This window comes from Streptomyces roseirectus (assembly GCF_014489635.1).
Taxonomy (GTDB): domain Bacteria; phylum Actinomycetota; class Actinomycetes; order Streptomycetales; family Streptomycetaceae; genus Streptomyces; species Streptomyces roseirectus.
In genome coordinates this window covers 4885938-4912315 of sequence record NZ_CP060828.1, presented here as the reverse complement: position 1 = coordinate 4912315, position 26378 = coordinate 4885938, and the positions used below count along the sequence as shown (strand labels likewise).

Here is a 26378-nt window from a genome sequence, read left to right as displayed (position 1 = left end):
GCTAACAAGGCGACCGGGGGCGATGGGGGGTGACTGCGTGGACCGGGTAGGGGATTGTGAGCGGGATCACTCCGCAGGTGTCAAGTCGTGGGCCTGCGCGCGGGCTTGGGCGGCGATACGGCGCAGCGCTTCGAGGTGCGCGGCGAGGCGGGCGCCGCCCTCGGGGGTGAGGGAGAGCCAGGTGCGGGGGCGTTTGCCGACGAAGCCCTTGCGGGACGTCACGTAGCCGGCGGCCTCCAGGGCGGAGACGGTCTTGCTGAGCGTGGAGTCCGACAGGTTGAGCGCGTCGCGGGTCGTCCTGAAGTCCGCTTCCAGGCAGCCGGAGAGGAACGCGGCCAGGGCGAGGCGGGTGGGGTGCTGGACGGTGGGGTCCAGGCGGGGGGTGTCGTCCGCGTGCTCGGGGGTGTGTGCGTGCTCGGGGGTGTGCGTGTGCTCCTTCATGCCGTCGGCCTTGTCCGCTCGCGGTGCAACTGGAGCCAGGTCAGGGCGCCTTGGGCCACGCCGAACACGGCGAGGGCGGCTGAGGGGGTGATGAGGAAGGCCGTCGCGACGGCGAGGGCCGTCGAGATCAGGGCGGGGGATTGGCGCAGCCAGCGTTCGCGGGGGGTGCCGGTCGGGCGCAGGACGACTCCGCCCGCGCGCGCGTGGACGCCGAACAGGGCCAGGAAGGCGAGGAGGCAGACCAGCGAGGCCGCCAGCGTGACGACGTGCCGGCTGTCGGTGTAGAGCGCGAGGCCGGTGAAGCCCGCCGCGAAGAGCAGGCCGGCGACCGGGGGGTGCCATGCGGGGATCCGGCGGGCTCGGGCGGTGCGGGCCGCCGCGCGGGCGGCGTGGGCGCCGGTGAGGGCGGCTTGGGCTGCGGCCGGGGTGGGGTCGAAGGCGGCCGGGGTGGGGTGGTCGGTCGTCATGTCCGCAAGGGTGGCAAGTACTTTCCTTGGTGGCAAGTACTTTCCGGTGCCGGACATGGCGAAGGCCCGGGGCTCCTGGGGAGCCGTCGGGCCTGGCGTGCGGGCTGTACGCGGGTTCGCCGTTACGTCGTGAGTCGTGAGGGGTGCGCTGGGGTCAGCGCTGGAGCGGGGTGTCCGGGGTGGCGGGGCAGTCCGGGGTGGCCGCGTCCGCGTTCGTGCGGGGGAGGTGGCGGCAGTGCGGGGAGCTGCCGTGGGCCTCGGCCCGGATGCGCTGCTTCATCGTCGGCGGGACGGAGCGGAGGCGGGTCCAGTCCCAGGCCGGGGGTTCCGTGTGGGGGGTGGTGGTGGCCGTGGTGTTGCGGGGCGTCGTCGGCTGTGCTGCCGCCGGGGCAGCGCTCGTCGTGATCAGGCCGAGGGTCGCGCACAGGGCCAGGAGGGCGGTGATGACGGTCGTCCAGAGGTTCTTGAGCTGGGTGCGGGCCACGGCCCCTCACTTTCGGGTTGGGCGGATTTGCGTACTTTCCTCATGATGTGTATGTCGGCACCGAAATCGTGGATCCACGGCCGTGGCGTGGCGATGTTCAGATGAACACCACCCGGATGGGCGCATGAGGGCGGGAAAGCGTGGAAGGTGACTGTATGTGGGGGTGTGATCACCCTCAGATCGGAGTGGTGGCCGGGCGTCTACTCGGCGGTACCGAGCGGTAGTTGGGGGCCCGGGGAGGTCACCGATCGGTCTCGGCCGGTGTGTATAGTCGGGCGCCAGAGGTCCCCTACGTCAACGAAGGACGAGGTCGCGCGGTGAAGAAGCTTCTCCTGGTCGCACTGGCCGCCATCGGCGGGCTCCTCGTGTACCGCCAGATCCAGGCGGATCGCGCCGAGCAGGACCTGTGGACGGAGGCGACCGACTCCGTGCCCACGGGTTCGTGACTGCCGATTCCCAGAACTCCATCAGACCCCGGCTGCCGATGCGGTCGGGGTCTTGCGTTGTCCGGCGAGCGCGCGTGAGGGTTTCCGACGGACGGACAGCGGCTTCGGCGTGGTGAGCGAGGGGCGGGCGATGGGATCGGTGGGTGGGTCGGCGGTGCGGCGGCGGTGGGCCGTGCGGCGAGGGTGGGCGGTGCGGGGGTTGGCTCGGGGGAGCGTCGTCGGGGTGGTTGTGGGGGGCGTGCTGGCGGGGCCGGGGGGTGTGGCGCGGGCGGCGGACGTTCCCGCGTACGCGTACGACCGCGGGGCGCGGGTCGTCAACGCGGCGAGCGGGACCAGTGACGCCGAACGGCTGGAAGCGGGCGGGGTGTACCGGAGTTCGCTCGTGGGGCGGGGGAAGGCGTACTTCCGGGTGGATCTGGACGCCTCGTCGACGACGTACGTGTCCGTGACGGCGATACCGGGGGCCGAGGAGGAGTTGGCGTTCAGTGACGGGGTGAAGGTCTTCCTCCAGGACGACAACGGGCTGAACTGCTCCAACGACGCGGTGACCTTCGGGTCTGTCGTCAGTCCGCATCCGGTGACGGCTTGGGGGGTGCGGGAGATCCGGGCGGGGCGGTCGGTCTGTCAGGGGGCGGGGGCGTATTACGTCGTGGTGGAGCGGGCTGGGGAGGGGACCTCAGGGTCGGGGGCCTCGGGGTCGGCTGGGCCTTTCTCCGGGGAGTCCCCTACGGGGTCGGAGTCAGGGTCGGGGTCGGACGGTTCGGAGTCCTGGGGGCTTGAGCTGGCCGTCGTGTCGGAGCCGCCCGTGGGGAAGGGCGGGGCCACCGAGGCGCCCGAGGGGTGGAGTTCCGCGACGCCGGCGCCGGTGGAGGGGGAGGCTCGGCGGCGGCCCGGTGGGGCGGGGTTCGGGACGGCGACCGATCTGGAGCAGGGGGTCTGGCGGGACGATGTGCTGCCGGGGCAGACGGTGTACTACTCCGTGCCCGTCGGGTGGGGGCAACAGGTCTTTGTGAACGCCGAGTTGGGGAGTGCGGACGGGGGGTCGGGGTTCGTGGCGTCCGCGCTCGACGTGACGCTCTACAACCCTGTGCGGGCCAAGGTCGACGATCTGCGGTTCGGGTACGACGGGGAGCAGAAGACGGGGGCGTTGCGGGTGCTGCCGCCGGTGGACCACGCGAACCGGTACTCGTCCAGTGCGGCGGTCGGGGGGATGCGGTTCGCCGGGGAGTACTACCTCGCCGTCCACCTTTCGAGGGACGTGGCGGAGCGGTTCGGGGACGGGGCGTACGGGGTGACGCTGCGGGTGCGGGTGAGCGGGGTGGCCCGGACGGGGCCGGGGTACCGGGGGGAGCCGGTGCCGGCCGGGGTGTTCGGGGGGCGGGCGGGGAGTACGGGTACTACGGGTACGGGGGCGGGGGCCGGGGCGGGGGGTGCCGGGGGGTCTGGCACGGTCTCGGGGGAGACGCGGGCGGGTACTACGGGTACGGGTGGGGGCGCGATGGTCGCCGTCGCCGTCGGGGGGTTCGGGGTGGGGACCCTCGTCCTCGTCGTCCTCGGGGTGTGGTTTCTCGTGGGGCGGCGGGCTCAGGCGCGGGTGAGGGCCCAGAAGCCGATGGCGTAGCAGGTGAGGGCGAAGAGGAGGAGGGGGATGGCGATTCTGGGGGGTGGGCCGGGGCGGGGGGATTTCGCGGGGCGGCCGTGGCGGGCGGTGCGGGGGGTGGGGGGTGGTGGGGTGGGGGCGGCTGTGTAGGTGGCCGTGGAGGGGGTGGCGGGGGTGTGAGGGGCGTGGGGGGTGGTGGGGCGCAGGGGGTATGTGGCGGTGGGGTCGTACGGAGGTGGGGGTGGGGTGGGTGTGGGGGTCGGGTCGGGGTGTGGGGGTGGGAGGTGGAAGCTGCCGGTGTCCGACATCGTGGGGGTGGGTGTCGGGGTCGGGGTGGGGGCCGGCGTCGGGGTACTAGGGGTACTAGGGGGTGTCGCTGGGCCCCAGCCCGTGTGGACGGAGGCGGTGGGGGTGGTGCCGGGCCAGGTGGCGGTGGGGGGTGCGTCGGGGAGTGGGGGGTAGGGGGGTTCCCGCAGGGCGGCCGTGTTCCGGAGGGACGTCGTCGTGGGGCCCTCGGGGGTGAATCCCTTGGGGAGCGGGCCGAGTTGGTCGAAGATCTCGATGGACTCGTCGTCCGGGGTGGGGGGAAGGAGCTCCAGGGCCGTCAGGAGGGCCTTGCGGGCGCCTGTGGCGGTGCGGAAGCGGGAGGCGGGGTCCGGCTGGAGCAGCGAGGCGATGACGTGCCACAGGGGCTCCGGGACGCCCTTGGGGGCGCCGGGGGTGCCGTGCTCGGCGAAATGCTGGATCAGGGCCTTCGCGTCCGGCTTCGAGCCCTCCAGGAGGTACAGGGCGACCAGGCCGACGGCGAACAGGTCGGCCGGGAAGTCCGGGTCGGCGCCCAGGAGTTGCTCGGGCGCGATGTAGCCGGGGGTGCCGACGACGAGGTTCGTGTCGGTGAGCCTCGGCTCGCCCAGCCGCATCGAGATGCCGAAGTCGGACAGGCGCAGGCGCGGGCGTGCCGTCCCGGTCGCCTCCAGGAGGATGTTCGCCGGTTTGACGTCCCGGTGGACGACGCCCTCGGCGTGGACGGCGGCGAGGCCGGCCAGGAGCTGGTCGAGCAGGACGCACACGAACGGGGGCGGCAGGGGGCCGTAGTCGCCGATCAGGTGGACCAGGGAGCCGCCGGAGACCAGGTCCATCGTGAAGAGGACCTTGTCGTCGTCGGCCGCCCAGCTCGCCGGGGCGAGGACGTTCGGGTGGTCGATGCGGACGGCCTGCTCGCGGACGAATCTCAGCAGGGAGTGGGCGTCGCGCTGCTGGAGGACCTTCGCGGCGACGTAGCGTCTGCGGCGGTGGTCCCAGGCGCGCCAGACCGCGCCGACGCCGCCGCGGCCGATCGGGTCGACGAGTTCGTATCGTCCGGCGAAGACCTCACCCATGCCGTGTGCCGCTCCTCCCCCGTGCGGTTGCCCTGTGTGCGGGTTGGTGTGCTGGTGGTGCCGGTTGGGCTTGTTGTGCTGGTCCCCCGTTGATGGTCTGCCCTCGCCTCGGCCTGGGCCGGGGAGGGCTGGTTCCCCCGTTGTGTGGTGCGTTGTGGTGCGTCACGGCTGGTTGCGCCGTGCTGATCCCGTCGTCCGTGCGCCGAACCCCCTTCGGCGGGCGGGCGTCGGGGTCAGTTCTGGTGGGACTGGTAGTGCGTGACCGCGTCCGAGGTGCGGCCGGCGCCGTAGACCCGAAGGAACTCTGCCAGTTCCGGGTGGGTCGGGGCGAGGGTGTCCGCCGCGTCGATGATGTCGCCGGCGGCGGCGACCGAGCGCAGCAGGGACTGGATCTCGCGGACCACGCGCTTGACGGTGGGGGCACCTGAACTGCCCGTCGTCTGCGTGGTGTTGCTGAGCACCGAACCTCCCTGCGACCGCTTGATCTCGTCCATCCGCTGCGTCGCCTCGGCGGCGCTGACGCTGCCGTCGGCGACCTGGGCGGCGAGGTCCTGCAGCAACTGCACGCGCTGCACGACCGCCGGGTTGCCGATCTTCGCCCGCTGACCGCTCATCAGCTGGGACAGCATCGGTGCGGACAGGCCCAACACCCCTGCCAGACGAGCCTGGTTGAGGCCAAGATCGTCGATGAGCTTACGGAAGAGCGCCCCCAGCGGCTCTCCGTACCAGTTCCGCTGAAGCTCCCGCGCTCTCGCGGTCGCTTCCTGTTGTGCGGCATCCATGCGCGTCTCCCCATCGCTTCCCCAGAAAACCGCGGTTCGCTGTAGCGAACCACGTCCGAGCATCTTACGGAGCGTGGTCGTTCGCGGGGACCCCCAATCTTTTTGCGGGATCACCCGGGGGAACCGGTACTCTGGTTCCCGACGTCCGCCGGTGCGTAAGCGCTGGTGGGGGTTGTCCGGGGCCTTAGCTCAGTTGGTAGAGCGCCGTCTTTGCATGGCGGATGTCAGGGGTTCGACTCCCCTAGGCTCCACATCTTTGGACCCTCTCTGACCTGCGGAAACGCGGGGCAGAGAGGGTCTTCTGCTTGGCTGTGTGTGCACCATGTGTGCACGGCACCTGCACGTGCTCGTGTGAGTTCTTCCCGGTGCCCTCCCTAGCGTCCGCCGCATGGCACACATCGTGGAGCGTGAGCGGACGGACGGGGAGACCTCCTACCTCGTCCGCTGGCGGGCAGGCGCGGCCCGGACGGGCAAGTACGAATCCGAGATCTTCAGCGACCCTGAGGCCGCCAAGAAGTTCAAGGACCTCGTCAACGGGTTCGGGCAGCAGTGGCCGCCGGGGTGGATACGGGGGCAGGGGTTCGTCGCCGATCTGCGGTCGGCGGAGGAGATGTTCGAGCCGTTTGCCATGAAGCAGATCAGCTTGTTGACGGGCGTCCAGGGGGACACGCGGGCGAAGTACCGGCGGCTGGTCAAGCAGAACATGTCGCCCTGGTTCAAGAACTACTCCGTGCGCGACGGTGAGGGCGGGATCAGCCGGGAGATGGTCCAGCGGTGGGTCAATGACCTGGCGGAGGGGAAGGCCGCACCGCTCGACCCGCCGGACCACAAGCCCCGTACGAAGTACAAGCCGAAGACGGTCGGCAACCAGCACGGGTTGCTGCACACGATCCTCCAGGCCGCCGTGGACGCCGAGCCGCAACTTCGGGCGACGAACCCGTGTGCTTTTACGCGGCTTCCCCGTCTCGACGGGGAGCAGGTCGAGGAGGAGATGGTCTTCCTCGAACGGGAGGAGTACCGGTGGATCCACGAGTGCATGGCCGAGGACGCGAAGGACCTTGCTGACACGCTCGCGGAGACGGGGGCGCGGTGGGGTGAGGCGACCGCGCTTCAGCCGCGGGATCTGCGCCGTCGTAATGGGCGGCCTGCTCTGCGGGTGCAGCGGGCGTGGAAGCGGGACGAGGACGGGAAGCCGTATCTCGGGGCGCCGAAGACGAAGAGGAGCCGGCGCACCATCGTGATCACCTGGAAGCTCGACGCGATGCTGCGGCGGCGGGCGAAGGGGAAGGCGCCGGACGCGCTGCTGTTCACCGGGCCGGAGGGCGGTCGGTGGGACGCGGGGACGTTCCGGCGGCTGCGGTGGGTTCCCGCGATCGAGCTGGCGGCCGAGAAGTTCGGGCTGATCAAACGGCCCCGGATTCACGACCTGCGCCACTCCCACGCCGCGTGGCTGATCGCCGCCAGGGTGCCGCTGCCCGCGATCCAGGCCCGGCTGGGGCACGAGTCCATCACGACGACCGTGGATCGCTACGGGCATCTCCTGGACGCCCTCGACGACGAGGTCATGGCCGCCGTCGCATGGGCCATGGACCCCACCGCGCCGCTGCCGGGGTTCCTCGCGCAGACCGGACTCGTCGGCGCGGGGGCCTGGCTTCCGCCGCTGCCGCCCCGCGAAGGGGCTGTGCCGCCCGCTTGGGAGAGCGACGACGATGCGCCGTCGGTCCCGGAGGGGCCTGTCTTCGTCGTCACGCTCGACGGCCGCGAAGTCCCCTTCGCCGAACGGGACCACGCGCAGCAGGTCGCGGACCAGTGGAACGACGACCATGCCGGGGAACTGGAGGCGCTGCGTGTTGGCGGCTGGCCGGAGGAGAAGGTCGCCCGCCGGGGAGCGGCCGGGCCCGAGGAGCGTCCTCGGTGGGACGGCGGCGGGTCTGTGTGGACGCGGGTTCCGGACCGGCAGTTCGTCCACTACATCATGGCGTCGTACAACGCGGACGGCTCGCAGGCGTTCACTCCGTTCCCCGCGACGGGGCGGTGGACGTGGGAGTTCGAGGGCGACAGCTACACCGCGAAGGCGGCTGAGTACCGGATCGAGCGGCGGCCTCGCGGGACGATCGAGACGCAGGTGCGCGGAGTCAGCGAGGAAGCCGTTGCGGCGTCGTCGTTGGTGGCGCGGGCGGAAGTGCTCAAGATGTGCTCGCAGGACCTGGAACGAGGTTCTGGAGGCCCGGCCTCGTGAGCTGTCGTGGGTGGCCCGGACGTTGGAGCCGGGCCACCCATCAGACGGGGTACTCGTCGGGGAGTTTCATTCCGGGTTTCCCGTTCACCAGGTTCGGCTTCAGATGGACCCGGCACCCTGACTCCCTGGCCTGGGCGACAAGATCCACAACCCATTCGAAATCTGGAGCGAAGGCCGGTACCAGCTTGTAGTCCGCTCCCACTCCTTGGTTCGTCTCGGTCTGCGCGCCGATGACCACCCAGTCGAACATCGACAGGTCGTTGAAGACCAGGGGCTCGCGGAGGGGTTCGATGGAGAGCCACTTGACCTTCACTCCGTCGATCTCCCGGAAGGCATCCTCCGCGATGCGTACGCGCTTCTGTTCATCGATGCTGGTGCCCACCCAGGCGCTGGGCGGGAGGTCCAGCTTCGTGTAGCGCGCAGGGAACTTAGTGAGGAGCAGGTACTCCCAAAGGGGGTTGGCTGCCATCACGGAGTGGACTTCGAGAATCCACTCGTCGGGCACCCAGCGGCCGTAGAGGTCCGCCATGGAGCAGACGAAGACTCGGTGCCAGGTCGGGTCGTCACGGTGGATCTCGGGGATTCGAGTGTTCGCCGGTGCGGATAGGCGCTCGTGGTGAAACAGAGGGGTGAAGCCGGCTGGGTTGACCTGAGGGAAGCGGAAGGTGATTTCCCTGGCGTAGCAGTACGAGCACCCGTGGAGACAGCCCGTGACAGGGTTCCAGGACCAGCGTGCCCAGGAGATGCCCTCCCCATCGGTATTGTTGAACGTGGGCTTGCCTGCGGGCTTCGGGTACTGCACCTCTTGGCCGTTATGAGTGCGGAGCGTCAGCATGACCGGGCTGGGCTTCTCGGTCGGCGAGGCTTCAGGCAGGGCGCGCATCCGCTGACGGGCCTGCTTCTCTGCCTGGTCGAGGGCCATCTCGCCGGAGCGGACCTTGTCCACTAGCTCAGGGGCGAAGGTCGCTACGGCCTTGGCGCGTTGAACGGCGCGTGGGGAAGCCCCGACGGTGCGTGCTGCCTTCGCGCTGGATTTCTGTTCGGCTGCCTGTTCGGACGTTTGTCGCCGATCGGCGACAAACGTCGAGCCTGTGACCTGACCGTTTACTTGATCCGCTACCCGCCGGGCAACCTCGCGTTGCCGTTCCTTGGCTTCTTCCGAAAATGCTTTCTCGTACTCAAGTGCTAGAAACGCCTTCTGTCCAGCAGTCAACTGTCGGCGAGTGACGTTCTTTGAGACGATCAAGTCGAGGATCATGGACTCGGAGTAGTCCGCCGACAAGGTCTCGAACCTCAGGGGAATGCCGGCGGCCTCGCAGGCGAGGTACCGGTTACGTCCGTCGACCAGAACTGTCCGGTCGTGATTGAGCAAGATCGGATCATGAAGCCCATGAGCCTTGATATCCCTGACCAGGTCCTCGAACTCGTCGTCCTGGATGAGAGGGAAGACGTCGGCGAAGGGGTGGATCTGGTAAGGGCCGAGCGTATTCGCCACGTTCAGTCCTCGTCTTCCCAGAACGCCATCTGCTCGGCCGGAGGGGGAGGCGGAGGTGCGTCCTCGAAGGCGTTGATCATCTGGAGCCGCTGTTCCATGGTCGCGGCCAACCAGTGCTGTTCCTTGCCTCGGATGCCCTTCAGTTCGGCTTTGGTGAGGAAGTGGCGGAAGAGTTCGTCCTGGAACTGAGCGCTGTTGACTCGGTACCAGGTGATCGTGACCTCGTGCCCTTGCTTTTTGAACGCCCGCCGGACGTTCGATTCCGTCTTGCCGCGCCACTTGTCCGAGGTTTCGATCAAGTAGGACCACTGCGCGTCGTCGTTCGCCGCAGCGAGACAGAGGTCGCGAGACGAGGGAAGCGTTCCTTGGACGGCGGCCAGCCGATCGAAGCACTCGATTCGTGTGGGCCGGGCCTTCTTGCCGCGCTTCAGCCCGGTGGCGTTGCACCCCATCGTGGTCAGACTTCGATAGAGCCTCACACCGCGTCCGATCACCTCGTGCGAGAACTTCGATCGCATGGCCCAGCCCGTAACAGCGTTGGGATCATTGATGGCGAAAACCGCATCACCTGATCGCAAGTGCCGGATGGATGCATCCCTGCCGTCACCGTTGATGGCGTGCAACACGGCGCGAGGGGAGCGCCAGCAATTGTCGCCGTCCGGTGAGTAACCGAGCTTCGGAAGCTGGTGACCGAGGTTGGCCACGAGCCGGATGAAGGTCTCAGGGTTGATCTCGTAGAGGTAGATCTCGACGGGAAGTTCCGAGCGGGTCGCCTGGTAAGCAAGGATTCCAGGGGAACAACTCCGGTTCCAGTACTCCCCGTTCTGTCCCGCAGCCGCATCGCCTGCGGTCAGGTCGAACCAAACGAGTCGGCGCGGAGGCTTGAACAGGTGGGGTGATGCCCCTACTTCCTCGCCGATCAGATTGTTCAGCACGCTGTGCTTGGCGGGCGTACGCCAGTCACTTTGACCGACATCGAGCCGTTTCCCCACTCTGCGGATCTCCTTCCGGGACGTTCCCGCGTCCTGCGTACGACCGCGACCGTCCGGGGGGAGAGACCGTACTGCTATAACTCGTAGTAAAACCAACCGAGTTGAGAATATTTGTCCGATGGTGTATGTGGGGCTTTGGTGAATCTCGTGAAGTTGGCCAAGTCTTGAAGGGGCGGCGTAAGAGCCTTGTAAATCCCCTTCAAGACTGGACGGTTGGGACATCACATCGCGGTCTCCGTGCCCATGTGGAAGAGGATCGCGGCGGCCTTGTGGAGGCTGTCCGACAGGGTTCGTGCGCCGTTGCGTGCTTCGCCGAGGTGCTTCAGCGCCTCGCCGGTCGCGCCGTCCGGGGAAGTGGCGTCATCCATGCGGATCAGGCCCTTGACCAGGTGGTGGCGGATCGCGGTGGACAGGTGGTCGAGGGTTTCGGGGAGGCGGTCGATCACCTGCGTGAGCGGCTGGGCGACTTCGCTGACGTGTGGTGGGTAGGGGAGGGTCGTCGGGGTGGAAAGGGCATGGTTGATGCTTCGGATCGCGGCTGCGGCGTCGGCGGCGAGCTGGGCGGCGGATCTCTCCGGCACGTTGTCGTTGTCGAGGGCGGGCAGGGCGGGTTCGTCGGTGATGGGGTGGCAGACGGTCTGCCACTGGTCCGGGAGGTTGCCCTTCGACCAGCCGTTGATGGTGTCCGGCTTGAACCGCTCGGTCGGGTCTATGAGATAGCCGGCCTCCACCAGGCGGTGACCGGCGGAGGCGGCGGGGAACGGCAGGTGCGCGGGGCCGAGTTCGCGGTGGGCGAGGGTGCGAAGGGGCGGCGGTTCCGTGTTGTAGGTGCTGTTCGGCTTGGCCGGGGACACGACCACGACGAACCAGCGGTCGTCGAGTATGTAGGCCAGGGCGCGGTGTCGGGGAGCAGCGGGCACGTTGGTCTTCTCCGAGGGGAGGCGCGAAGGGACGGACAGGAGGTCACCAGAGGCTCAGCGGCTTGCCGGCCGTGGCCGCGGTGTGGATGCGGTGGGCGATCTCCGCCTCGGGTTCCTTGAGGGCGAGACCGATGCGGATCGCGGCGCCGATGGCGCGGGAGCGGCCGGCGGGGCCGCGAAGGTCTGCCAGAGGGCTGGCGGGGTTGCGGCGGCGGGTCAGCCATTCGGTGCGGTTCTCCGCGGGGGTGCCGAGGCGGAGGTGAGCGGGCTGTTGGCAGGAGTGGTTGTCGCAGGTGTGGCAGACGGTGGGGCTGTCGTTGTCCCAGCCCAGGCGGGGAATCACGCCGTGGGCGAGCTGGTAGCCGTAGAGGTGGCCGGGGACGGTGCCCCGCCGGGTCGGGCCGGGGAGGGAGGCCGCGCGGAAGCTCGCGTGGCCCGTGCTGGAGATCGCGCCGAAGAAGAACCAGCAGTCCGCATCCGACGCGGTGCGGTGCACCTTTGTCCAGTACCGGGTCCGTGTCGACTCGTCGGACAGCCAGGCTGACCACTCGACGGCGGGGATGCGCACCGGGGACGGGGTCCCGATCAGCGCGAGCTGTTCGGGACCACCCTCAGGAGGTGCGGCGTGAGCGGGCATGGTGGAGAGCGGGAAGAGGCCGGGAAGCTGATCATCCGACATCGGCTTGGGTGCTGTTCGGGTCGCTGATCTCCACAACAGCGGTTTCCTGGAAGGGGTGTTGGGAGGCGGTGGAGTTTCCCGATCGTGAGCGGTGGGTGCGTGGGCGGCCGGCGCGAGCACGTAGTGCCTCTATGACCTCCTTGGCGCGAGCGGCAGTGACCGCCTTCGCGTCCCGTTCGAGTTCTTCGGCGGGTACGCCGAGGAGTTCGGCCACCAGCTCCGAGTCCTGGTCGTACAGGCGCAAGACTGCCGCAGTGGACTCACGCGCCTTACGGTCGGCCGCTTCCTTGGCAACTGCCGCTTCCGCAGCGGCTCTTCGGGCGGTCAGGACACTCTGGGCAGCCAATTCGCGGGTCTTCATCTGGAGGGTTTCTACAGCTCGTACCCGTCGCCGTAGCTCGGCGGTCGTTACGGCGTCTTCCTGTGTTCTGATCACAAATCGCCTTCCAGCGAAGGATGTTGTCCTTGCGGCGAGCCTGCTGAGGCTTCGGCGATGCCCGTAGCGGGCTGATCGAAGTAGCTGCTCACGGTGCGGACCGTAGACACTGCACCGGGAAGAGCTCACACGGAGCCGAACGGGCGCTCAGTGTCTTTCGAAGCCGTATCGGAACGACATCCACAAGAAGCGGTGCAGCCAGGGCAGTTCGTCGACTGCCGTCATCGTCAACGCGATCACCGTGTGGCCCTGCATATCCGCCTCCTGCTTGGGCGGATTGGTTATGGCTCCTCTGTTCCCAGAGCCCTTCGCGCGGCTTGCTGGAAGGCGCGGTCCGGAGCGCGCTTCGCCTGCCACGACTGCTGAAAACGCTCGGCGTACTCATCGAGTCGGCCGTGCCCTTCCCGCTGGGCCGCCGCGAACCAGTCCATCCCCGCCTTCTCCCATTCGTACATGGCCACGCGTAGTTCCTCGGCTGCCTCCGCAGCGGCTACCGGCCCAGCGACGGCAACGACCGCGACCGCCGTGCTGAACTGGGTCCACGCCTCGTGCACCTCGGCGAAGGCAGCCCGCCACTCATCCGGCGTGGACTGCTCGTTCCAGACGATGTCGGAAAACCGCCACCACGCATTCGACAGCAGTTTCGTGCTCGCGATGCACTCGCCGTATGCCTCCCGACGGGCGGCTTCGCGCCGATGCTCCCGGTCGGCCTGCAACTGCCGTTGCTGCTGGCGCCCTTGACCGAGCACTGAAACCCAGCCACCTGCCGCAGCGCCCAGCGCGCCGACCGCCGCGCCTACCAGTCCCACCACGCTCGCGTCCATCACCGCGTATTAGACCGCGCGTGTCGGAGCCGCAGCCAGCGATTGCGGTCAAGGACCTATCGCAGTCCATCCTCGATCATCTGGCTTCGATCGTGATCGACCGATCGTGGAACGCGTCGCCCAAGGAAGCCGGCATCGAGAGCGCGAGGAGGGCGTGAGGCTTCACGAGCGGTGGTGCGGCGTTGGAGCGGGCCGTCGGCGGGAGCAAGGTCCTCTCACGGGCGGCCTGTTGAATACCTGGGTGGGTTGCTGCGGCTCAAAAGAAATGCCTCCGGCGGGTCCGCTCTCGGAGGGGGAGGGGGTGAGTCGTTCGGCTGGCCCGACGTCGTGGTCGGGGTGGGGTGGCGGTGGGGTTCCCTCCTCGGTCGGTCGTCCCAGCGAAGCGCACCGCGCCGCAGGGGTGCGAGGTCGTACGTCCGGGTCTGGGACTTTCTTCGTTCCTCACAAAGTCCCAGCTTCCGGGCGCTCCACCTCGCACCCCTGCACCACGGCACGCGAGGCAGTGCCGTCCAACCGAGGAGGGAACCCCACCGCAGGCCCGTTGTGGCTGAGGCATCAGCCGAGGCCGGAGGGGAAACCGCAGGTCAGGGGTTGCGCGAGCATCTAGAATATGGTTTAATTAGACATGTCGGGAGGGGAGGGCAACACCCCGCCTGACGCCCCGAGGTTAGTCGGCCTCGGTCACGCACTCTCACCAGGAGCAGATTCATGGGTACTTCCCAAGCGGGCGCGAACCCCAAGTTGGCCACGATCAAGGCGCTACTCGCCAAGGCCGAGGACTCCGCGACCCCCGAGGCGGAAGCCGAGCTTGCCCGTACGCGGGCGATGGAGATGATGGCCAAGTACGGCGTCGACGAAGCCCTGTTGAGCGACGGGCAGCCGTCGCGGGACGCGATCGTCACTCGGCACGTCGACCTGCCCAACCCGTGGTCCATGCCGCGCGCCCGCCTCATGTACTTCATCGCGGAAGCCGTCGGGTGCCAGCCCATCCACATCGGCGCGCGGGGAGCTGGGGTGCGGCGCGTCAAGATCGTCGGTTACGAGTCCGACGTGCAGCGCGCCGAGATCCTTTACGCCTCGCTCCTTCTCCAGATGTTCAACGGACTCAACGCACAGGTTGTCCCGTACGGAGTGCGGAGCGCGCGGGCGTGGCGGAACTCGTGGCAGATCGGGTTCATCGTGCGGGTCACCGACCGTCTCAAGGCGACCGAGGAGGCCGCCCGCGCCGCTGCCGGTGCGGAGACGTCGGCCGCCGGGCGCAGCGGTGAACTTGTACTGGCCGCCCGTGACGCCATGGTCCAAGCCGCCTTCAAGGCCGAGAACCCGAGCGTGCGGACGCAACGGGGGTCGTACAGCGGCAACGGGTACGGCGCCGGGGCTGCTGCTGGAGACCGGGCCGACATCGGCGGAACCCGCCGCGTGGGTGCCGCGACCGCCGGAGCGCTCGCGGCCTAGAGGTCAACTCTGCTGGGGGCGGCGGGCGCCGTCGTCCCCAGCCTGTTGGAAGGGAATCTGATGTCTTTGAGGAATCGCCCCCTGGCTCGCTGGAGATACGACAACGACCAGATGCAAGCCGGTAGGGCGTGGCTGTCGTGCGAGATCTGCGGGGCCGCCGAGGACTTGACCCGCGTTGTCCGACGTCAGTGGCCGTCCAGCACTGTCGGGGCGAGGTACTACGCCCGATGTCCACAGCACCCTGACGATCTGACGATCTTGGCCTGAGTGCCGATCGAAGCCCCAGGAGGTCACTGCATGTCCGCACATCGCCGCCCCGCAACGTCCGCCCGCATCCTCACCACCACCGCCGCCGCCCACATCGAACGAGTCGGCCTCTATCAGGGTGACCACCTCTGGCAGCCCGGACGGATGGGTGACTCGGCGCCCTGCACGGTGCCGCACGCATGGGAGCGAGGAGTCCGCGCCGCCCGACCCCGCTGGTCTGCGCGCGGCGAACCGTGGGACGTCTTCCACCAGGCCCTTGCCGATTCCCTGACGATACTCAGCGATCACATCAACGGCCGCGCCGTTCCGAGCGTTCGGTGGAGGAAACTGCGACTCACTGAAAACGCCTACCGGCGCACTGTGTTGTGGTGTTGGGGAGATGCCCCCGAGCGAACCACCGACGAGGCCGCCGTGATGATCCGTGCTGCCGCAGCCCGGTGCTTGTGTGACGTCGATCACGGCATCTCAGGTTGCCCTACTCCGTAGAATATGGTTTAATTAATTGTGTCGGGAGGGGGAGGGCAACACCCCCTCCCGACACCCCGCCGGGCCGGACGGCCCACCAGAACTCACCAGGAAGAGAAGAAGCGATGCTCAACGTCAAGAACCGAGCCGGCTCCGAGGCGACCTCTGCTCCGTGGTCGACCCTCGCCGTCGCCGAACTCGCCGCGCACCCCGGCAACCTCCGAGACATCGAGACACCGGCCGATCTGCTGGCCGACGTGACCGAGAACGGCGTCAAGGAACCCCTCTACGTAGTCCGGACCCACGGCGACGTGCCGCAGATCGTCGACGGATTCCAGCGCTTCGCCGCTGCCGTCGCCGCAGGGCTGGAGGCCGTGCCGGTCACGCCCCGCCCGGTGATCCGCATCGACGCTCTCACCCCGCACCCGGCGAACGCCCGTGAAGACTTGGACATCAACGCGGCGTTCGTGGAGTCCCTTCGGGCCGAAGGATGCCGAATTCCCGTCAAGATTCAGCGACTTGACGGCGGAGTACTCCAAGTCAACGACGGTAACCGCCGATTCCACGGCTCGAAGGACGCGGGGCTTACGCACCTGCCGTACGAGTGGGACGACGATGACCGCGACGCCGCCGGACAGTTCCTCGACATGATCACGACCGCGCAGCACCGCAAGAGCCTGACGCCGTCGGAGATGAACCAGGCCATGTTCAGCGCGGCCGAGGCGGGCGCGCAGGTCGGCCGTATCGCCCGAGCCGCAGGGGTGCGGCAGAAGGACGTCAAGACGGTCGTCAAGGTCCGCTCCGACGAGAAGTTGAGGGCCGCCGTCGCGGGCGCCAGCAGCTACGCATGGACGTTCGAGCACATGGCCGCGCTCGCTGAGTTCGCCGACGACGCCGGGGCGCTCGAAGCGATCACCGAGGCCGCCGCCGAGGAGGACGCCGACGCCAGCGACGTCGACTGGGCCATTGCCATTGAGCGCACCAAGCGGGACAAGCGGACCAAGGCCGAAGCCCACCGGGCGGAGTTGGAAGCGGCCGGGCAGAAGGTCAGGGACGCCGAGGAACTGTCCGAACGCGCGGTCGCCGTATGGCGGTTGCGCGGCATCAGCGCCGAGGAGCACGCCGACTGCAAGGGGCAGGTGTGGGTGTTCGACGAGCGGCAGGGCGACCGCTACGAGCCCTACTGCTCCGCCCCCGGTCTGTACGGGCACGAGGCACCCGTGAGCGCCAGTGGCGGTGGAACCACGAAGACCGCCGCTGAGGTGGAAGCCGAGCGCGCCGCCCGCGCCGCCGTGAAGAAGGGGAACCTTGACTGGGACGCCGCCGAGGTTCTGCGCCGGAAGTGGATCACTGACCTGATCAAGCGGCGCAACCTGCCCAAGAACATCACGAACGACCTGATCGGGCACGTCAACAACGCGCTTCTTAACGGTAGTTGGGGAATCTGCGATGACTTGAACAAGGAGCCGACCACCGAGATCCTGGCTGCCTTCCTGGGGCTGAACAGCGAGCAGGGCAAGAACCGGGGCGGGTTCGCCGGGCACGTTGCGAAAGACCCCCGCAGGGCACCGCAGCTCCAGTTCGCGGCGCTCGCCGCTGTCCGTGAGAAGTGCGCGTCCCGGACGGCATGGCGGACGGACAGCCAGCGGTCGGACTGGATCCGGAAGCCCACGGGCCGCTGGTTCATGGTGCTGGAAGCCCTGGGGTACCCGCTGACGCCCATCGAGCAGTCCGTGGTGGATGACGAGCCGTACGACCCGGCGAAGAAGAAGCCCCGCGCCGCGATCACATCCGGCGACGGGCAGGGAGCGGAGCAGGGGCGCGGCACCGCCGAGGGGATCGGCGAGCAGGAAGCCGAGGAACCGGCGAACGACGACGAAGCCGCCGCCTGAACTCCCAGCAGCCCGACTCCGGGGGCGGGAACGTCTGCCCGCCCCCGGCCACCCCAGGAGCCCCACAGTGACCCGTACAGCTCTGTTCGAGACGCACGCCGACGACCACGGTTGCGGATGCGTCCCCGCCCCCGCTGAACCCGACTCCGGCACCACCGCCGACCTCATGCAGGCCCGCGCCATCGCAGCCGGACTCGCGGAGTTCGGTGTCGGTCCCGTCCGCTGGTCCGCCGCCTACGACCACCAGGCCGCCGCCGTTGTTCTGCGCGTGGACACCGCACGTGGGCTGTACGCGCTGGTCATCCCTGACCCCGGCCAGTCGTTCCCCGTCCACCACCGAGGGGAGCGCGTCGGAGCGCTGGACTGCCGCCGCACCTACGGCACCGCCGACAGCTACACCGCCGCACTGTTCGCCGCGTTTCTCCGCGACCGCGCCGCACTGGAGATCCCCGGACGGGATGCTTGCCCCAGATCAGAAAGTATGGTTTAATTAAGTGTGTCGGAGGGGGAGGGCAACACCCCCTCCGACACACGGGCCACCACTCGGTCCGACCCCGGCCGCACGCGGAGGGCAATCCGCCCGGCCGGGCGCCCGATTCCTCTCTCACCAGCAGGAGCACCCCTCCAATGAACAGCTCTGTCATGCGCTTCGACGTCCCGGAGACGGCCGAGAGCCACGTGCGTCAGCTTGTCGCGGCCACCAACGCCCGCGCCGCGATCCACGGCCTCAAGCCCTACCTGCTTGAGATGTCCGCGCCGTTCCTCGCGGACTACCGGGACTACGACGGCCGGTTGATCGGCAAGCGGAACTTCGTGACCGTCACCCTCACCGGGGGTATCCCCCGGCATGCCGGTTGGACGGTCGTCGCCCGACTCGACCACGACGAAGAGGGCGAGACGATCCTCAGCACCTTCCCCGGTCTGTCCGACGAACTTGCCGAAGAGGCGCGCGGGATGCGGGTCATCGAGAACTTCTGCCACGGGTGCAAGACCGAGCGCGACCGGACCGTCACTTACCTTGCCCGCCACGAGAACGGCGAGTACCGGCAGTTGGGCACGACGTGCGTCGAGCCGTACACCGGTCTGCCGATCAAGGGACTTCAGGCGTTGTGGAGGCTGGAGAAGATCAAGGACTCCGACTGGGACGGGTTGGGGACGGAAGGAGTCCCCGCCGACATCCGGTTGCCCGTGGACAGGGTGCTCAGGGTGGCCGCCGCCATCGTGGAGATGGAAGGGCGGTTCTACGCACGGTCCGAGGCGTGGAAGACGGTCACGCCGACCGCCGACAGCGTGTCCGCCTACTTCTTCAACCGCAGGATTTCGGAGGCGTGGCGCGCGGACGTCAACGCCCAGCCCGGCGCCGAGGCCACGGCCGCCGCCGTACGGGAGTGGGCCGTGCAGGGGTACGGCAGCACCAACGACTACCGCCACAAGATTGCCCAGTTGGCCAAGGGCCAGACGGTCGGCCAGCGGCACCTTTCGACGCTCGTTTCCGCGATCGCCGGATGGCACCGGGACCAGGAGAAGGCCGCAGCGGAGCGCGCGGCTCAGTGCTCGATGCCGCAGGGGAAGGTGGGGGAGCGGATCACCATCACCGCCACCGTGACGACCGTGATCGAGCTGGAGGAGCGCCACTACGGCTACCACGCCCAGCGCCGCCGTCTGGTGAAGTTCCAGGACGCGAGCGGGAACGTGTACGTCTGGTTCAGCAGCGCAGCCGACGTCCCCGACCAGGGCGGCGAGGTCGAGGTGACCGGCACGGTCAAGGACCACAGCACCTACGGCGAGGTGGCGCAGACCGTACTCACCCGGTGCCGCGTCGTCGAGCACGAAGCCACCGAGGAACGCGAGTTGGTCGCCGCGTAACGGCGCCGGTCGGGCGGGTACCCCCTCCGCCCGACCGGTCCCCCGGCGGGTAGCCGGGACCCGGACGGCATCGAGCCGCCCGCGTCCCGCGCGCCCGCCGCCGGCCGACCTTCCCGGCGTGCGCGGAGGGCCGCGCCGAACCCCATGAAGGGCGTCCCGGAGGGACGGCTCAGCCTGGCCCGGCTCGCAGCCGGCCGGAACGTCCGGACCGAAGACGGCCCTCCCGCACCGCCCGGACGCCGGGCCGAAGGACGTGTCCTCCGGACACGACGGCGCTGTCCGCCGCGCTTCGCGCGGCCTCAGGCGGCACCTGTCCGTCGAGGCGGGGACATACTCCGCCTCCTTCTCTGCCGTCTGGCATTGGGCAAAAGCCCCCTCTGTACTGCTTGCGGGCGCTACGGTCACCTCCATGGAGACCCCGCAGCCTCGTAGTGACGATCCGGATGCTGACCGTGCGGAGTTGACCATCACGATTCGCGTGAGCGGTCGAGCAGCGCAACATCTCCGCCGTGGTGCTGCGGTCCGGCAGAAGCCCATTGAGGAGATTGCTGCTGACTGCGTCAACGACGAGATTCGCCGCCCTGTGTACGACATGCTCTACCGCAGTGGTGAGGACTACGCGACTGCCTTGGAAGGACTCGCGAAGCGTCTTGCACTCATCGTTCGGGACCTCGGCGCCTTGCCGTCCTCAGCTGCCACCGAGGTCATCGCCTTGGCAGCGGCGGAGCAGGGCGGTCCGCTGCCCTACGAATGGCGCGAGCGGGTGATCAACCAGCTCGCCGGGATGTGGCAGGGCCGTACCACCGAGTTCGGTAAGCGGCCGGACGGCTCCTTCGGCCCGCTGGACAACATCAAGGTCGACGCCGTTGTCACCCCCGCACAATGGGATGCTCTAGGCCGCATCGGCCAACCGGGCAGTCTCGGGTCAGGCGCCCAGAAGGCACTGGAAGCAGGAATCGCCGTCCTTGACCGCTGAACTGCCCGTCCCGGTGGCCCCGGCCCTGGCGAGACCGCGCAGGCGAACCTCACGCGCATCACTCACCAGAGCGATCTGCCCGCTTGCGGTCATGCTGGGCGCCGGCGCAAAGACCTTATGCCTCCGGCGGGTCCTCTCTCGGAGGGGGAGAGGGCTGGTTGGGCGGGTGCGGGAGCGTTGTGGTGCGGGTGAGGAAGGCGGGGTTCCCTCCTCGGCCTGACACCCGGGGGGCGTACCAGGAACCCGGGCACGGCGTCCAGGCCGAGCCGCTACGCGGTCGCTTCGCGAGCCAGGACACCGCGCCCGGAACCCTGGTCCGGCGGAGCTGTCCGACCGAGGAGGGAACCCCGCCGAGGCCCGTTGTGGCCGGGCCCGGCGGAGCGGGTACGGGTCCGGCCGTGAGAAAAGAGCAGGTCAGCGAGTGTAGAGCTTGACCCTACCCAAAGAGCATGGTTTAATTAATTATGTCGGAAGGGGTTGCCGCCCCAGTCGCCCCGGGTTGAACCGGTCCGGGGTCTCTCACTGGAAGGACTGGCTATGGGTAACACTGTGTCGAGCGACGACTCGACCGCGTCTGAGAGTGCCGACCGTGCTCGGGAGGTGTGGGAGGTCTACTGCGGCTCGGCCAAGGATGCGGTCCACTCGTTGATCGTGGACCTGTTGCACCTGGCCGACGTCGATGGCCATCCGGGCGGTGGCCGTTACGCAGCCGAGCGGGCGGTGGAGGACTACGGCATAGAGCGGTTCGGCCTCTTCGAGGGCGTGCCACTTCCGCCGCGCACCCGCGCCTTTGTCGCGGAGGTGTTGCCGGTCGGATATCAGGCGTGGGTTGGAGTGGGTGAGGGGGGTGAGCCGCGCGAGGCCGGGTCGTCGCTGACGCGTCTAATGCAGGCCGCTGACCTTGCCACCGGCGAACTCGGCGGATTCTTGGAGGATATGGCGCGAGGTGAGTGCGTCACCGCCGACGACGGTACGGCGTTCCGTGTTCGTCGTAACCCTTTCCATTCCGCGGCGAGGGTTGCCCGCGACGCATAAATATGGTTTAATTAAACATACCGGAAGGGGGAGGGTGCTCCCCCGACTGGCACTCCGCCGGGGTCGACCGGCCCCGGCGGAACCTCTCACCAGGAGAACCGAGAAATGCCCCGCAAGCCGAAGATGACCGATGAAGAGCGCCGCGCCTACAGCGCCAGGATGCGCGGCGAACTCGAAGCCGTGATGGATCGCGCGTACGGCGCGATGGTCACCAGTGAGGAGTTCTGGGCCACGGTTATGCGTACGGCCGCAACCCTGGCGGACCGCAGCCCCGTCAACTCCATCGCGATCGCCGCCCAGTGTCCCCACGCCACCCGCGTACTCAGCTCCGGGGACTGGCGGAAGGCTGGACGCTTCCCGGCCAAGGGGTCCACCTCCATCCGCATATGGACGCCCATTACGCGCCGATCCGAAGGCGCGCAGGATGCCCCCGCCGACGGTGGACGCGGGGAAGGTGTTGGCGATGTTGCCGAGAGGGGGGAGCGGCGGGTGTCGGGTTACAAGGCCGGGCCGGTGTTCGACATCAGCCAAACCGACGGCGACGCTTACGAGTTGCCTGCCGCCACTCAGCTCGCCCCTGAGGTCGTTCGGGATGTCCTGGTCGGGCAGTACCGGGACTGGTACCGCGAGGACCCCGAGCAGGCTGGAGGGTTCAACTTTGGCCAGGAGACCCCCGACGGTGCCGTCCGCATCCTGCTGTACGGCCACGCGTGGCGCCGCATCGCTGAGGCTGACGCCCCTGTCTCCGGTCAGCATGTGGCCGAGGTCGCCTCAGCGGCTCACGTCGCCGCACTGATCCTCGGAGTCGCCCCCGGACCGGCCGTCATGCCGCCCCTCGCGGGCGTCATCACCCAGGACAGGAAACCCCCGATCCATGAGTCCGCCGTCCGCGTCATCGAAACCGGCCGCGCCATCGCCGCCGCTGTCGAGCGCCACCGCGAACTTGCCCACGCTGGTTGACCTTCACCCGGGAATATGGTTTAATTAAACATGTTGGGGGGGAGGGCAACACCCCCGACCAACACCGCCGCCGGGGCCGACCCGCCCCGGCGGAACCTCTCACCAGACAGGAAACGACATGCTCACCACCCAGCAGGCCCCCACCGTCCGGGACTTCCCCACCGCGACGCTCGTACTCGCCGGACCCTGGCACCGGGGCCGCCAGTTCAACACCCTCCCCGCCGTCGTCGTCTGCCCCTTCGGCGGGCCGGAGTTCGCGGACAGGGCCACCATGGCGGTCGTCTGGTACTTCACCCTCGGTGCCCCGCAGCCCGGTCACAGCGTCCAGGCGATGTTCCCGCACGAGCTGACCCCGATCGACGACACGCTGACCACGATGCACCAGGACGCGTTCCGCGACATCGTCCGCACCATGCGCCAGGGTCGGTTCGCCTACGACGACGGGGACGCACTGCGCGCCGCCGTCCGCCACGCGTGGCGCGAGCGGACCGGGCTGGCCGACCCCGCCTCGCGGCCCACGCTCCACCTCAGCTGACCACGGTCCCACCGGTCCGGGGGAGGGCAACACCCCCGGACCGGCAGGCCCTCAGTACCGGAGCGGACACCCCTTCGGGGCGGCAGGACAGGTCCGGTGCGTTCACCGCCGCCGGTCGCTCCGTCGACCGCCGACGGGCACCGGACCGTGAAGGACGCGCCCCGCGGGGGCGCGGCAGCCCCTGCCGCCGCGCAGGGCGCGACGGCCCGCGACCCGCTCGTCCCTCACGGCCCGCGCCTGTAGTGCGGCCCGTCTCCCATGCAAGGTCCGTCCTGCGGACAGACCAACTCCTCACCAGAAAAGACCAGTTCAGTGACTATCGAGATCACGCACACCCGCCGGGAAGGGACCCTGATCGAGGGCACGGCACGGGGCGATGGAACAGCGGAGATCCTGAAAATCCGCGAGTACGGCAGGACCGGCCGCCAGCCCTTCCGCTGGAGCAGGAACCTCGGTTGCTGGTACCTCCCGCACAGCCGCGACCATGCGACCCACACCCCCTCCCTCGAACTCCTCGCGCAGCGACTCCGAGATGCCGGCTTCGAGGTCACGCTGAGCGTCGACAACGCCGACCGCAGGAGCTTCGGCGAGGCCGAGCAGGACCGGGAAGAGCGAGCCCAGGAACGAGCCGAGCGGTTCGGCGGGTACGCGGGCACCGCCGCCCGGAACTCCGAGACCGCACGGGCCTCGGGCCGGGAGATAGCCGACCGCATCCCCTTCGGCCAGCCGATCCTGGTCGGCCACCACTCCGAGCGCCGCGCACGACGGGATCAGGAGCGGATCGACAACGCGATGCGCAAGAGCATCAGCGAGCACGACCGCGCCCAGTACTGGAGCGACCGCGAGCGGGCCGCCGCCAACTACGAGCGGTTCCGCAAGGACCCCGGCCGCACCCTCCGCCGTCTCGACAAGCTCCGGGCCGACCTCCGTGCGGTCGAGAAGTGGCAGCGCGGGGAGTCCGCCAAGGGGTACCCCCGCAACCCGGCGGACCCGGAGCTGGTGACTGAGCACCAGGAGCTGACCGAGGAGATCGAGCACTGGGAACAGGTCATCAAGGACGCCGAGGCCAAGGGCTTCAAGGTCTGGTCGAAGGCCGACTTCCAACGCGGTGACTTCGTGCGCTGCCGAGGCACCTGGTACGAGGTCCTGCGCGTCAACCCCAAGTCGGTGACCATCCCGCACATCCACAACGGCGTCGGACAAGCGGTCGTCCGAGCCGAGGACAACCGGCTCGACGGGTGGACCTGGACGGTCCCCTACGACGACGTCTCGGGACGCAAGAGCGCCGACGAGATGCGGCAGACGCCCACGACCGGCGCCGCGTAACGACCGTCTACCCGCACCGGCGGCCGAGCACCGCCGGTGCGGGACCCCTCTCTCACCAGAACAGGGCACCACCATGACCACCCCACTCCTCGAACGACCCGCGCCCGTCACCAACACCGACGCAGACCCGGACAACCACCGCACACCCGAAGACGTCGAGCACCCTCCCCTTCAGACCACCCTGCCCTACCGCATCGGAACCCCGGACATCGAATGCCGGTACCCCGTGATCATCGGTGACGACCTCGTCATCGGCCGCGCCCACAGATGGCACCGGGACTGGTGGGTCGACACCAGCACGGGAGAACACAACCTCCGCCGCCCGCCCGTCGGAGTCCCCGGCATCGAGCTGGCCGCCGCCCACCTCGCCCAGGAGTACGCCACCGGACGCATCACCACCGTCCCCCTGGACCACGTACGCGCCGAAGCTCCCCAGCCACTTCACGGGCCAGTCCCCCTGCTGCACCCGCGGATGCCCGCCACCGACCGCAACATCCAGAGCGCGCGGACGGCGTTCGCCGGACTCGCGGCTCACCGCTGGCGAGCGGTACTCACCGGGTTCCCGGGCTCCGACAACCACTGGTCCCTCTCCTGCGAACTGTGCCCGCGGGAGGGCCCGGAGTTCCGGAGCCACCTGCGAGGACGCAACGGCGCTCCGCCGAGTGCCCACCGCCACGAGGGCGGGTGCCTCGGCAAGGACCGGGTCCGCGAACTCATCCCCGCCCACCAGCAGTAGACCGACCCCGGAGGCGGCGCGCTGCCGCCCCCGGCCCCGAAACGGACGTCACCATGCCGATCCACTACAGCCCCAACAGCGTCGTCATCGCGGACACCCCGGCCGGAATCCTCGAATGGGCCGCCTGCCACATCGAACACGTCGGCATTCACCAGGGCCCCCGCCTCTTCGCCGGCCCCGGCCGCACTGCCACCCTGCCGTGCTGGCCGCGCGGAGCCCTCGAAGTCGCCGCTGGACACGGACGGGGGGCCGCTGGCCGGACGTACGACTGGGACCGCATCCACCGCGCCCGCGACCAGGCATTCGCCCTGCTTGCCAAGCACCTCACCGGACTCCCCGTCACTGCCGACGAGCCCGCCGCCGCGAAAGCCCTGCACCGCGAGGTCATCGACCGATGGAGCGCCGAGCCCGGCCGCACCGCCACGGAGGCCGCCCGTGCGTTCCGCACCGCCGCCCGCGCCCTGTTCTGACCCGCACCCAAGTTTCCCGAAAGCCAGCACGATGGACGAGACGACAGAATTCCGCAGCACCATCAGAACACCGAGCCGCCGAGGAGCGGCCACCCCCAGCCGGGACGGCGTCCACCGGATCGCCGTACCTCTCCACCCCCGGCTCAGCGCCTCCGAACTGGTCCGCGTGCTTCTCGCGGCCCCGGCGGAGACTGACTTCGGCACCCTCAACTCGGTGGAGGTCCGCTCCCTCACAACCGCCGCGCTCACCCAGCACGGCTATGACGTGCTGGACAGGTCGTCGTACGACCCTGAACACGACCGCCACCAGGACGCCCGCCGCGCGATCCGCCGCGCGTACGGGCCGAGGTTCCTCGATGCCCCGGACGCACAAGCCGTCCTCGCCGATCCCCTTCGCGAGGTCCTGCGCGCCACCCGCAGTGAGGAACCGTGACCGAGCCGACCGGGGCCCGAGCGCGACAGACGTACTACTGGCGGGTGCGCAACGCACGTACACGTGCTCCCGCAGAGAGCGCCCCGCGAACGTGGCACATCCAGCCCGGACACCCCGGCGGCGCGTACTGCGACCTCGGGCACGAACTGGACCCACCCGCGCACCACACCCCCACCCTCCTCACCCGAAGCCGGCAGTCCGGGCGCCGGGAGCAGCAGGAGTTCCGGGGCGGATGCCTTGCCTGTGACTGGGAGGGCCCCGTCCACCGCGGCGACGGATACGGCGACGGCGACAACGACGCGGTGGAGGACGCTCACGACCACGCGTTCCCCGGGTGGCGGACGCTCCCGCCGATCACCAGGGTCAGGGACAGGTGGGAGATCCCGCAGAGCCGGCACCGTTGGGTCCAGCTCACCTCCCGGTACCCGGAGGGGTGGGTGGACCAGGGCGCACCGCTCGTGGTCTGGAACCGCCACCACCGCGAAGCCCACGCTCCGCCGCACGCACGGCGCCCGCGCTACGAACTCCGCGTCGACCGACCGCCGAGGAGCCGAGCCGAGGCCCCGACGGACCAAGGGGCGCTCTTCTGATGGTTGCCGTCCCTCGAACCAGAGCCCCGCCCTGGCCGCATCAAAGGTGGTTTAATTACTCGGCTGTCAACGGAGCAGAGCAACCTCCGGCCGGCCTGGGCATCGCACCAACCCGGACAACGAAATGACGGCCAGCGCACAAGGGCAACAAGGCGCTGGCCGTCGATGTCTCTCACCAGAAAGACCCG

Annotated in this window: 28 protein-coding genes and 1 tRNA gene; 18 read left to right on the top strand and 11 right to left on the bottom strand. The window is 69.1% G+C overall.

The window, feature by feature from the left end:
- Window positions 1-66: 66 nt before the first annotated feature.
- The 3 genes from IAG44_RS20645 to IAG44_RS20635 form a co-directional block, all read right to left on the bottom strand.
- Window positions 67-441, bottom strand: a complete 375-nt coding sequence (locus tag IAG44_RS20645) for a winged helix-turn-helix domain-containing protein (RefSeq protein WP_187748568.1) — start codon at window positions 439-441, stop codon at window positions 67-69.
- Entirely contained in the window at window positions 438-908 is a 471-nt protein-coding gene (locus tag IAG44_RS20640) for a hypothetical protein (RefSeq protein WP_187748567.1), read from the bottom strand. The genes IAG44_RS20645 and IAG44_RS20640 overlap by 4 nt, the downstream gene beginning before the upstream one ends.
- A gap of 154 nt (window positions 909-1062) precedes the next feature.
- On the bottom strand, window positions 1063-1392 hold the full coding sequence (locus IAG44_RS20635; protein ID WP_187748566.1) for a DUF6344 domain-containing protein: 330 nt from the start codon (window positions 1390-1392) through the stop codon (window positions 1063-1065).
- A gap of 317 nt (window positions 1393-1709) precedes the next feature.
- On the opposite strand from IAG44_RS20635, the gene IAG44_RS42980 reads away from it, so the two are divergent.
- Both IAG44_RS42980 and IAG44_RS43635 read left to right on the top strand, forming a co-directional pair.
- Window positions 1710-1838 (top strand): DLW-39 family protein, encoded by a 129-nt coding sequence (locus IAG44_RS42980; protein ID WP_003999697.1) that lies wholly within the window; start codon window positions 1710-1712, stop codon window positions 1836-1838.
- Between the two features lie 130 nt (window positions 1839-1968).
- A complete protein-coding gene (locus IAG44_RS43635) occupies window positions 1969-3459 on the top strand; it encodes a hypothetical protein (protein ID WP_246561936.1) in 1491 nt (496 codons plus the stop codon).
- On the opposite strand, the gene IAG44_RS43630 is transcribed toward IAG44_RS43635, so the two are convergent.
- Window positions 3423-4817 carry a serine/threonine-protein kinase gene (locus tag IAG44_RS43630; protein WP_187748564.1) on the bottom strand — a complete coding sequence of 465 codons (1395 nt, stop codon included), beginning with the start codon at window positions 4815-4817 and terminating at the stop codon, window positions 3423-3425. The two genes, IAG44_RS43635 and IAG44_RS43630, sit on opposite strands and share 37 nt — an antisense overlap.
- 233 nt (window positions 4818-5050) lie before the next feature.
- A complete protein-coding gene (locus tag IAG44_RS20615) occupies window positions 5051-5599 on the bottom strand; it encodes a helix-turn-helix domain-containing protein (RefSeq protein WP_050371167.1) in 549 nt (182 codons plus the stop codon).
- A gap of 178 nt (window positions 5600-5777) precedes the next feature.
- Between IAG44_RS20615 and IAG44_RS20610 the strand changes: the two genes are divergently transcribed.
- Window positions 5778-5850 (top strand) — tRNA-Ala (locus IAG44_RS20610).
- A gap of 137 nt (window positions 5851-5987) precedes the next feature.
- Window positions 5988-7838: a tyrosine-type recombinase/integrase gene (locus tag IAG44_RS20605; protein ID WP_187748563.1), complete on the top strand. Its 1851-nt coding sequence runs from the start codon at window positions 5988-5990 to the stop codon at window positions 7836-7838.
- Window positions 7839-7878: 40 nt separating this feature from the next.
- Here the strand turns inward: IAG44_RS20605 and IAG44_RS20600 are convergent, their stop codons facing one another.
- From IAG44_RS20600 to IAG44_RS20575, 6 genes are all read right to left on the bottom strand, one after another.
- Window positions 7879-9333 (bottom strand): DUF5131 family protein, encoded by a 1455-nt coding sequence (locus tag IAG44_RS20600; protein ID WP_187748562.1) that lies wholly within the window; start codon window positions 9331-9333, stop codon window positions 7879-7881.
- A gap of 2 nt (window positions 9334-9335) precedes the next feature.
- The gene (locus tag IAG44_RS20595; RefSeq protein WP_187748561.1) at window positions 9336-10325 is read right to left on the bottom strand and encodes a hypothetical protein; all 990 of its coding nucleotides are present in this window, start codon (window positions 10323-10325) and stop codon (window positions 9336-9338) included.
- Between the two features lie 221 nt (window positions 10326-10546).
- A complete protein-coding gene (locus IAG44_RS20590; protein ID WP_187748560.1) occupies window positions 10547-11245 on the bottom strand; it encodes a hypothetical protein in 699 nt (232 codons plus the stop codon).
- Window positions 11246-11288: 43 nt separating this feature from the next.
- Window positions 11289-11924, bottom strand: coding sequence for an HNH endonuclease (locus IAG44_RS20585; protein ID WP_246561935.1), 636 nt, complete (start codon window positions 11922-11924; stop codon window positions 11289-11291).
- The gene (locus IAG44_RS20580) at window positions 11914-12285 is read right to left on the bottom strand and encodes a hypothetical protein (RefSeq protein WP_187748559.1); all 372 of its coding nucleotides are present in this window, start codon (window positions 12283-12285) and stop codon (window positions 11914-11916) included. The genes IAG44_RS20585 and IAG44_RS20580 overlap by 11 nt, the downstream gene beginning before the upstream one ends.
- 356 nt (window positions 12286-12641) lie before the next feature.
- Window positions 12642-13184, bottom strand: coding sequence for a hypothetical protein (locus IAG44_RS20575; RefSeq protein ID WP_187748558.1), 543 nt, complete (start codon window positions 13182-13184; stop codon window positions 12642-12644).
- Between the two features lie 708 nt (window positions 13185-13892).
- Between IAG44_RS20575 and IAG44_RS20570 the strand changes: the two genes are divergently transcribed.
- The 14 genes from IAG44_RS20570 (at window position 13893) to IAG44_RS20510 (ending at window position 26190) form a co-directional block, all read left to right on the top strand.
- Window positions 13893-14639, top strand: coding sequence for a DUF2786 domain-containing protein (locus tag IAG44_RS20570; RefSeq protein ID WP_187748557.1), 747 nt, complete (start codon window positions 13893-13895; stop codon window positions 14637-14639).
- Window positions 14640-14936: 297 nt separating this feature from the next.
- The gene (locus IAG44_RS44780; RefSeq protein ID WP_223006799.1) at window positions 14937-15392 is read left to right on the top strand and encodes a DUF6197 family protein; all 456 of its coding nucleotides are present in this window, start codon (window positions 14937-14939) and stop codon (window positions 15390-15392) included.
- A gap of 104 nt (window positions 15393-15496) precedes the next feature.
- The gene (locus tag IAG44_RS20565; RefSeq protein ID WP_187748556.1) at window positions 15497-17263 is read left to right on the top strand and encodes a ParB N-terminal domain-containing protein; all 1767 of its coding nucleotides are present in this window, start codon (window positions 15497-15499) and stop codon (window positions 17261-17263) included.
- A 67-nt stretch (window positions 17264-17330) separates the two neighbouring features.
- Entirely contained in the window at window positions 17331-17753 is a 423-nt protein-coding gene (locus IAG44_RS20560; RefSeq protein WP_187748555.1) for a hypothetical protein, read from the top strand.
- Between the two features lie 137 nt (window positions 17754-17890).
- Window positions 17891-19129 carry a hypothetical protein gene (locus IAG44_RS20555; protein ID WP_187748554.1) on the top strand — a complete coding sequence of 413 codons (1239 nt, stop codon included), beginning with the start codon at window positions 17891-17893 and terminating at the stop codon, window positions 19127-19129.
- Window positions 19130-19538: 409 nt separating this feature from the next.
- A complete protein-coding gene (locus IAG44_RS20550; RefSeq protein ID WP_187748553.1) occupies window positions 19539-20105 on the top strand; it encodes a hypothetical protein in 567 nt (188 codons plus the stop codon).
- A 537-nt stretch (window positions 20106-20642) separates the two neighbouring features.
- Window positions 20643-21140: a hypothetical protein gene (locus IAG44_RS20545; protein ID WP_187748552.1), complete on the top strand. Its 498-nt coding sequence runs from the start codon at window positions 20643-20645 to the stop codon at window positions 21138-21140.
- A 105-nt stretch (window positions 21141-21245) separates the two neighbouring features.
- Window positions 21246-22100: a hypothetical protein gene (locus IAG44_RS20540; RefSeq protein ID WP_187748551.1), complete on the top strand. Its 855-nt coding sequence runs from the start codon at window positions 21246-21248 to the stop codon at window positions 22098-22100.
- A 118-nt stretch (window positions 22101-22218) separates the two neighbouring features.
- Window positions 22219-22635, top strand: a complete 417-nt coding sequence (locus IAG44_RS20535; RefSeq protein WP_187748550.1) for a DUF6409 family protein — start codon at window positions 22219-22221, stop codon at window positions 22633-22635.
- Window positions 22636-22947: 312 nt separating this feature from the next.
- The gene (locus IAG44_RS20530) at window positions 22948-23961 is read left to right on the top strand and encodes a DUF3560 domain-containing protein (RefSeq protein ID WP_187748549.1); all 1014 of its coding nucleotides are present in this window, start codon (window positions 22948-22950) and stop codon (window positions 23959-23961) included.
- A 73-nt stretch (window positions 23962-24034) separates the two neighbouring features.
- The gene (locus IAG44_RS20525; RefSeq protein ID WP_187748548.1) at window positions 24035-24697 is read left to right on the top strand and encodes a hypothetical protein; all 663 of its coding nucleotides are present in this window, start codon (window positions 24035-24037) and stop codon (window positions 24695-24697) included.
- A 53-nt stretch (window positions 24698-24750) separates the two neighbouring features.
- On the top strand, window positions 24751-25167 hold the full coding sequence (locus IAG44_RS20520) for a DUF6197 family protein (protein ID WP_187748547.1): 417 nt from the start codon (window positions 24751-24753) through the stop codon (window positions 25165-25167).
- A 31-nt stretch (window positions 25168-25198) separates the two neighbouring features.
- Entirely contained in the window at window positions 25199-25600 is a 402-nt protein-coding gene (locus IAG44_RS20515) for a DUF6181 family protein (RefSeq protein ID WP_187748546.1), read from the top strand.
- The gene (locus IAG44_RS20510) at window positions 25597-26190 is read left to right on the top strand and encodes a DUF6349 family protein (RefSeq protein ID WP_187748545.1); all 594 of its coding nucleotides are present in this window, start codon (window positions 25597-25599) and stop codon (window positions 26188-26190) included. The genes IAG44_RS20515 and IAG44_RS20510 overlap by 4 nt, the downstream gene beginning before the upstream one ends.
- The last annotated feature ends 188 nt before the right edge of the window (window positions 26191-26378 follow it).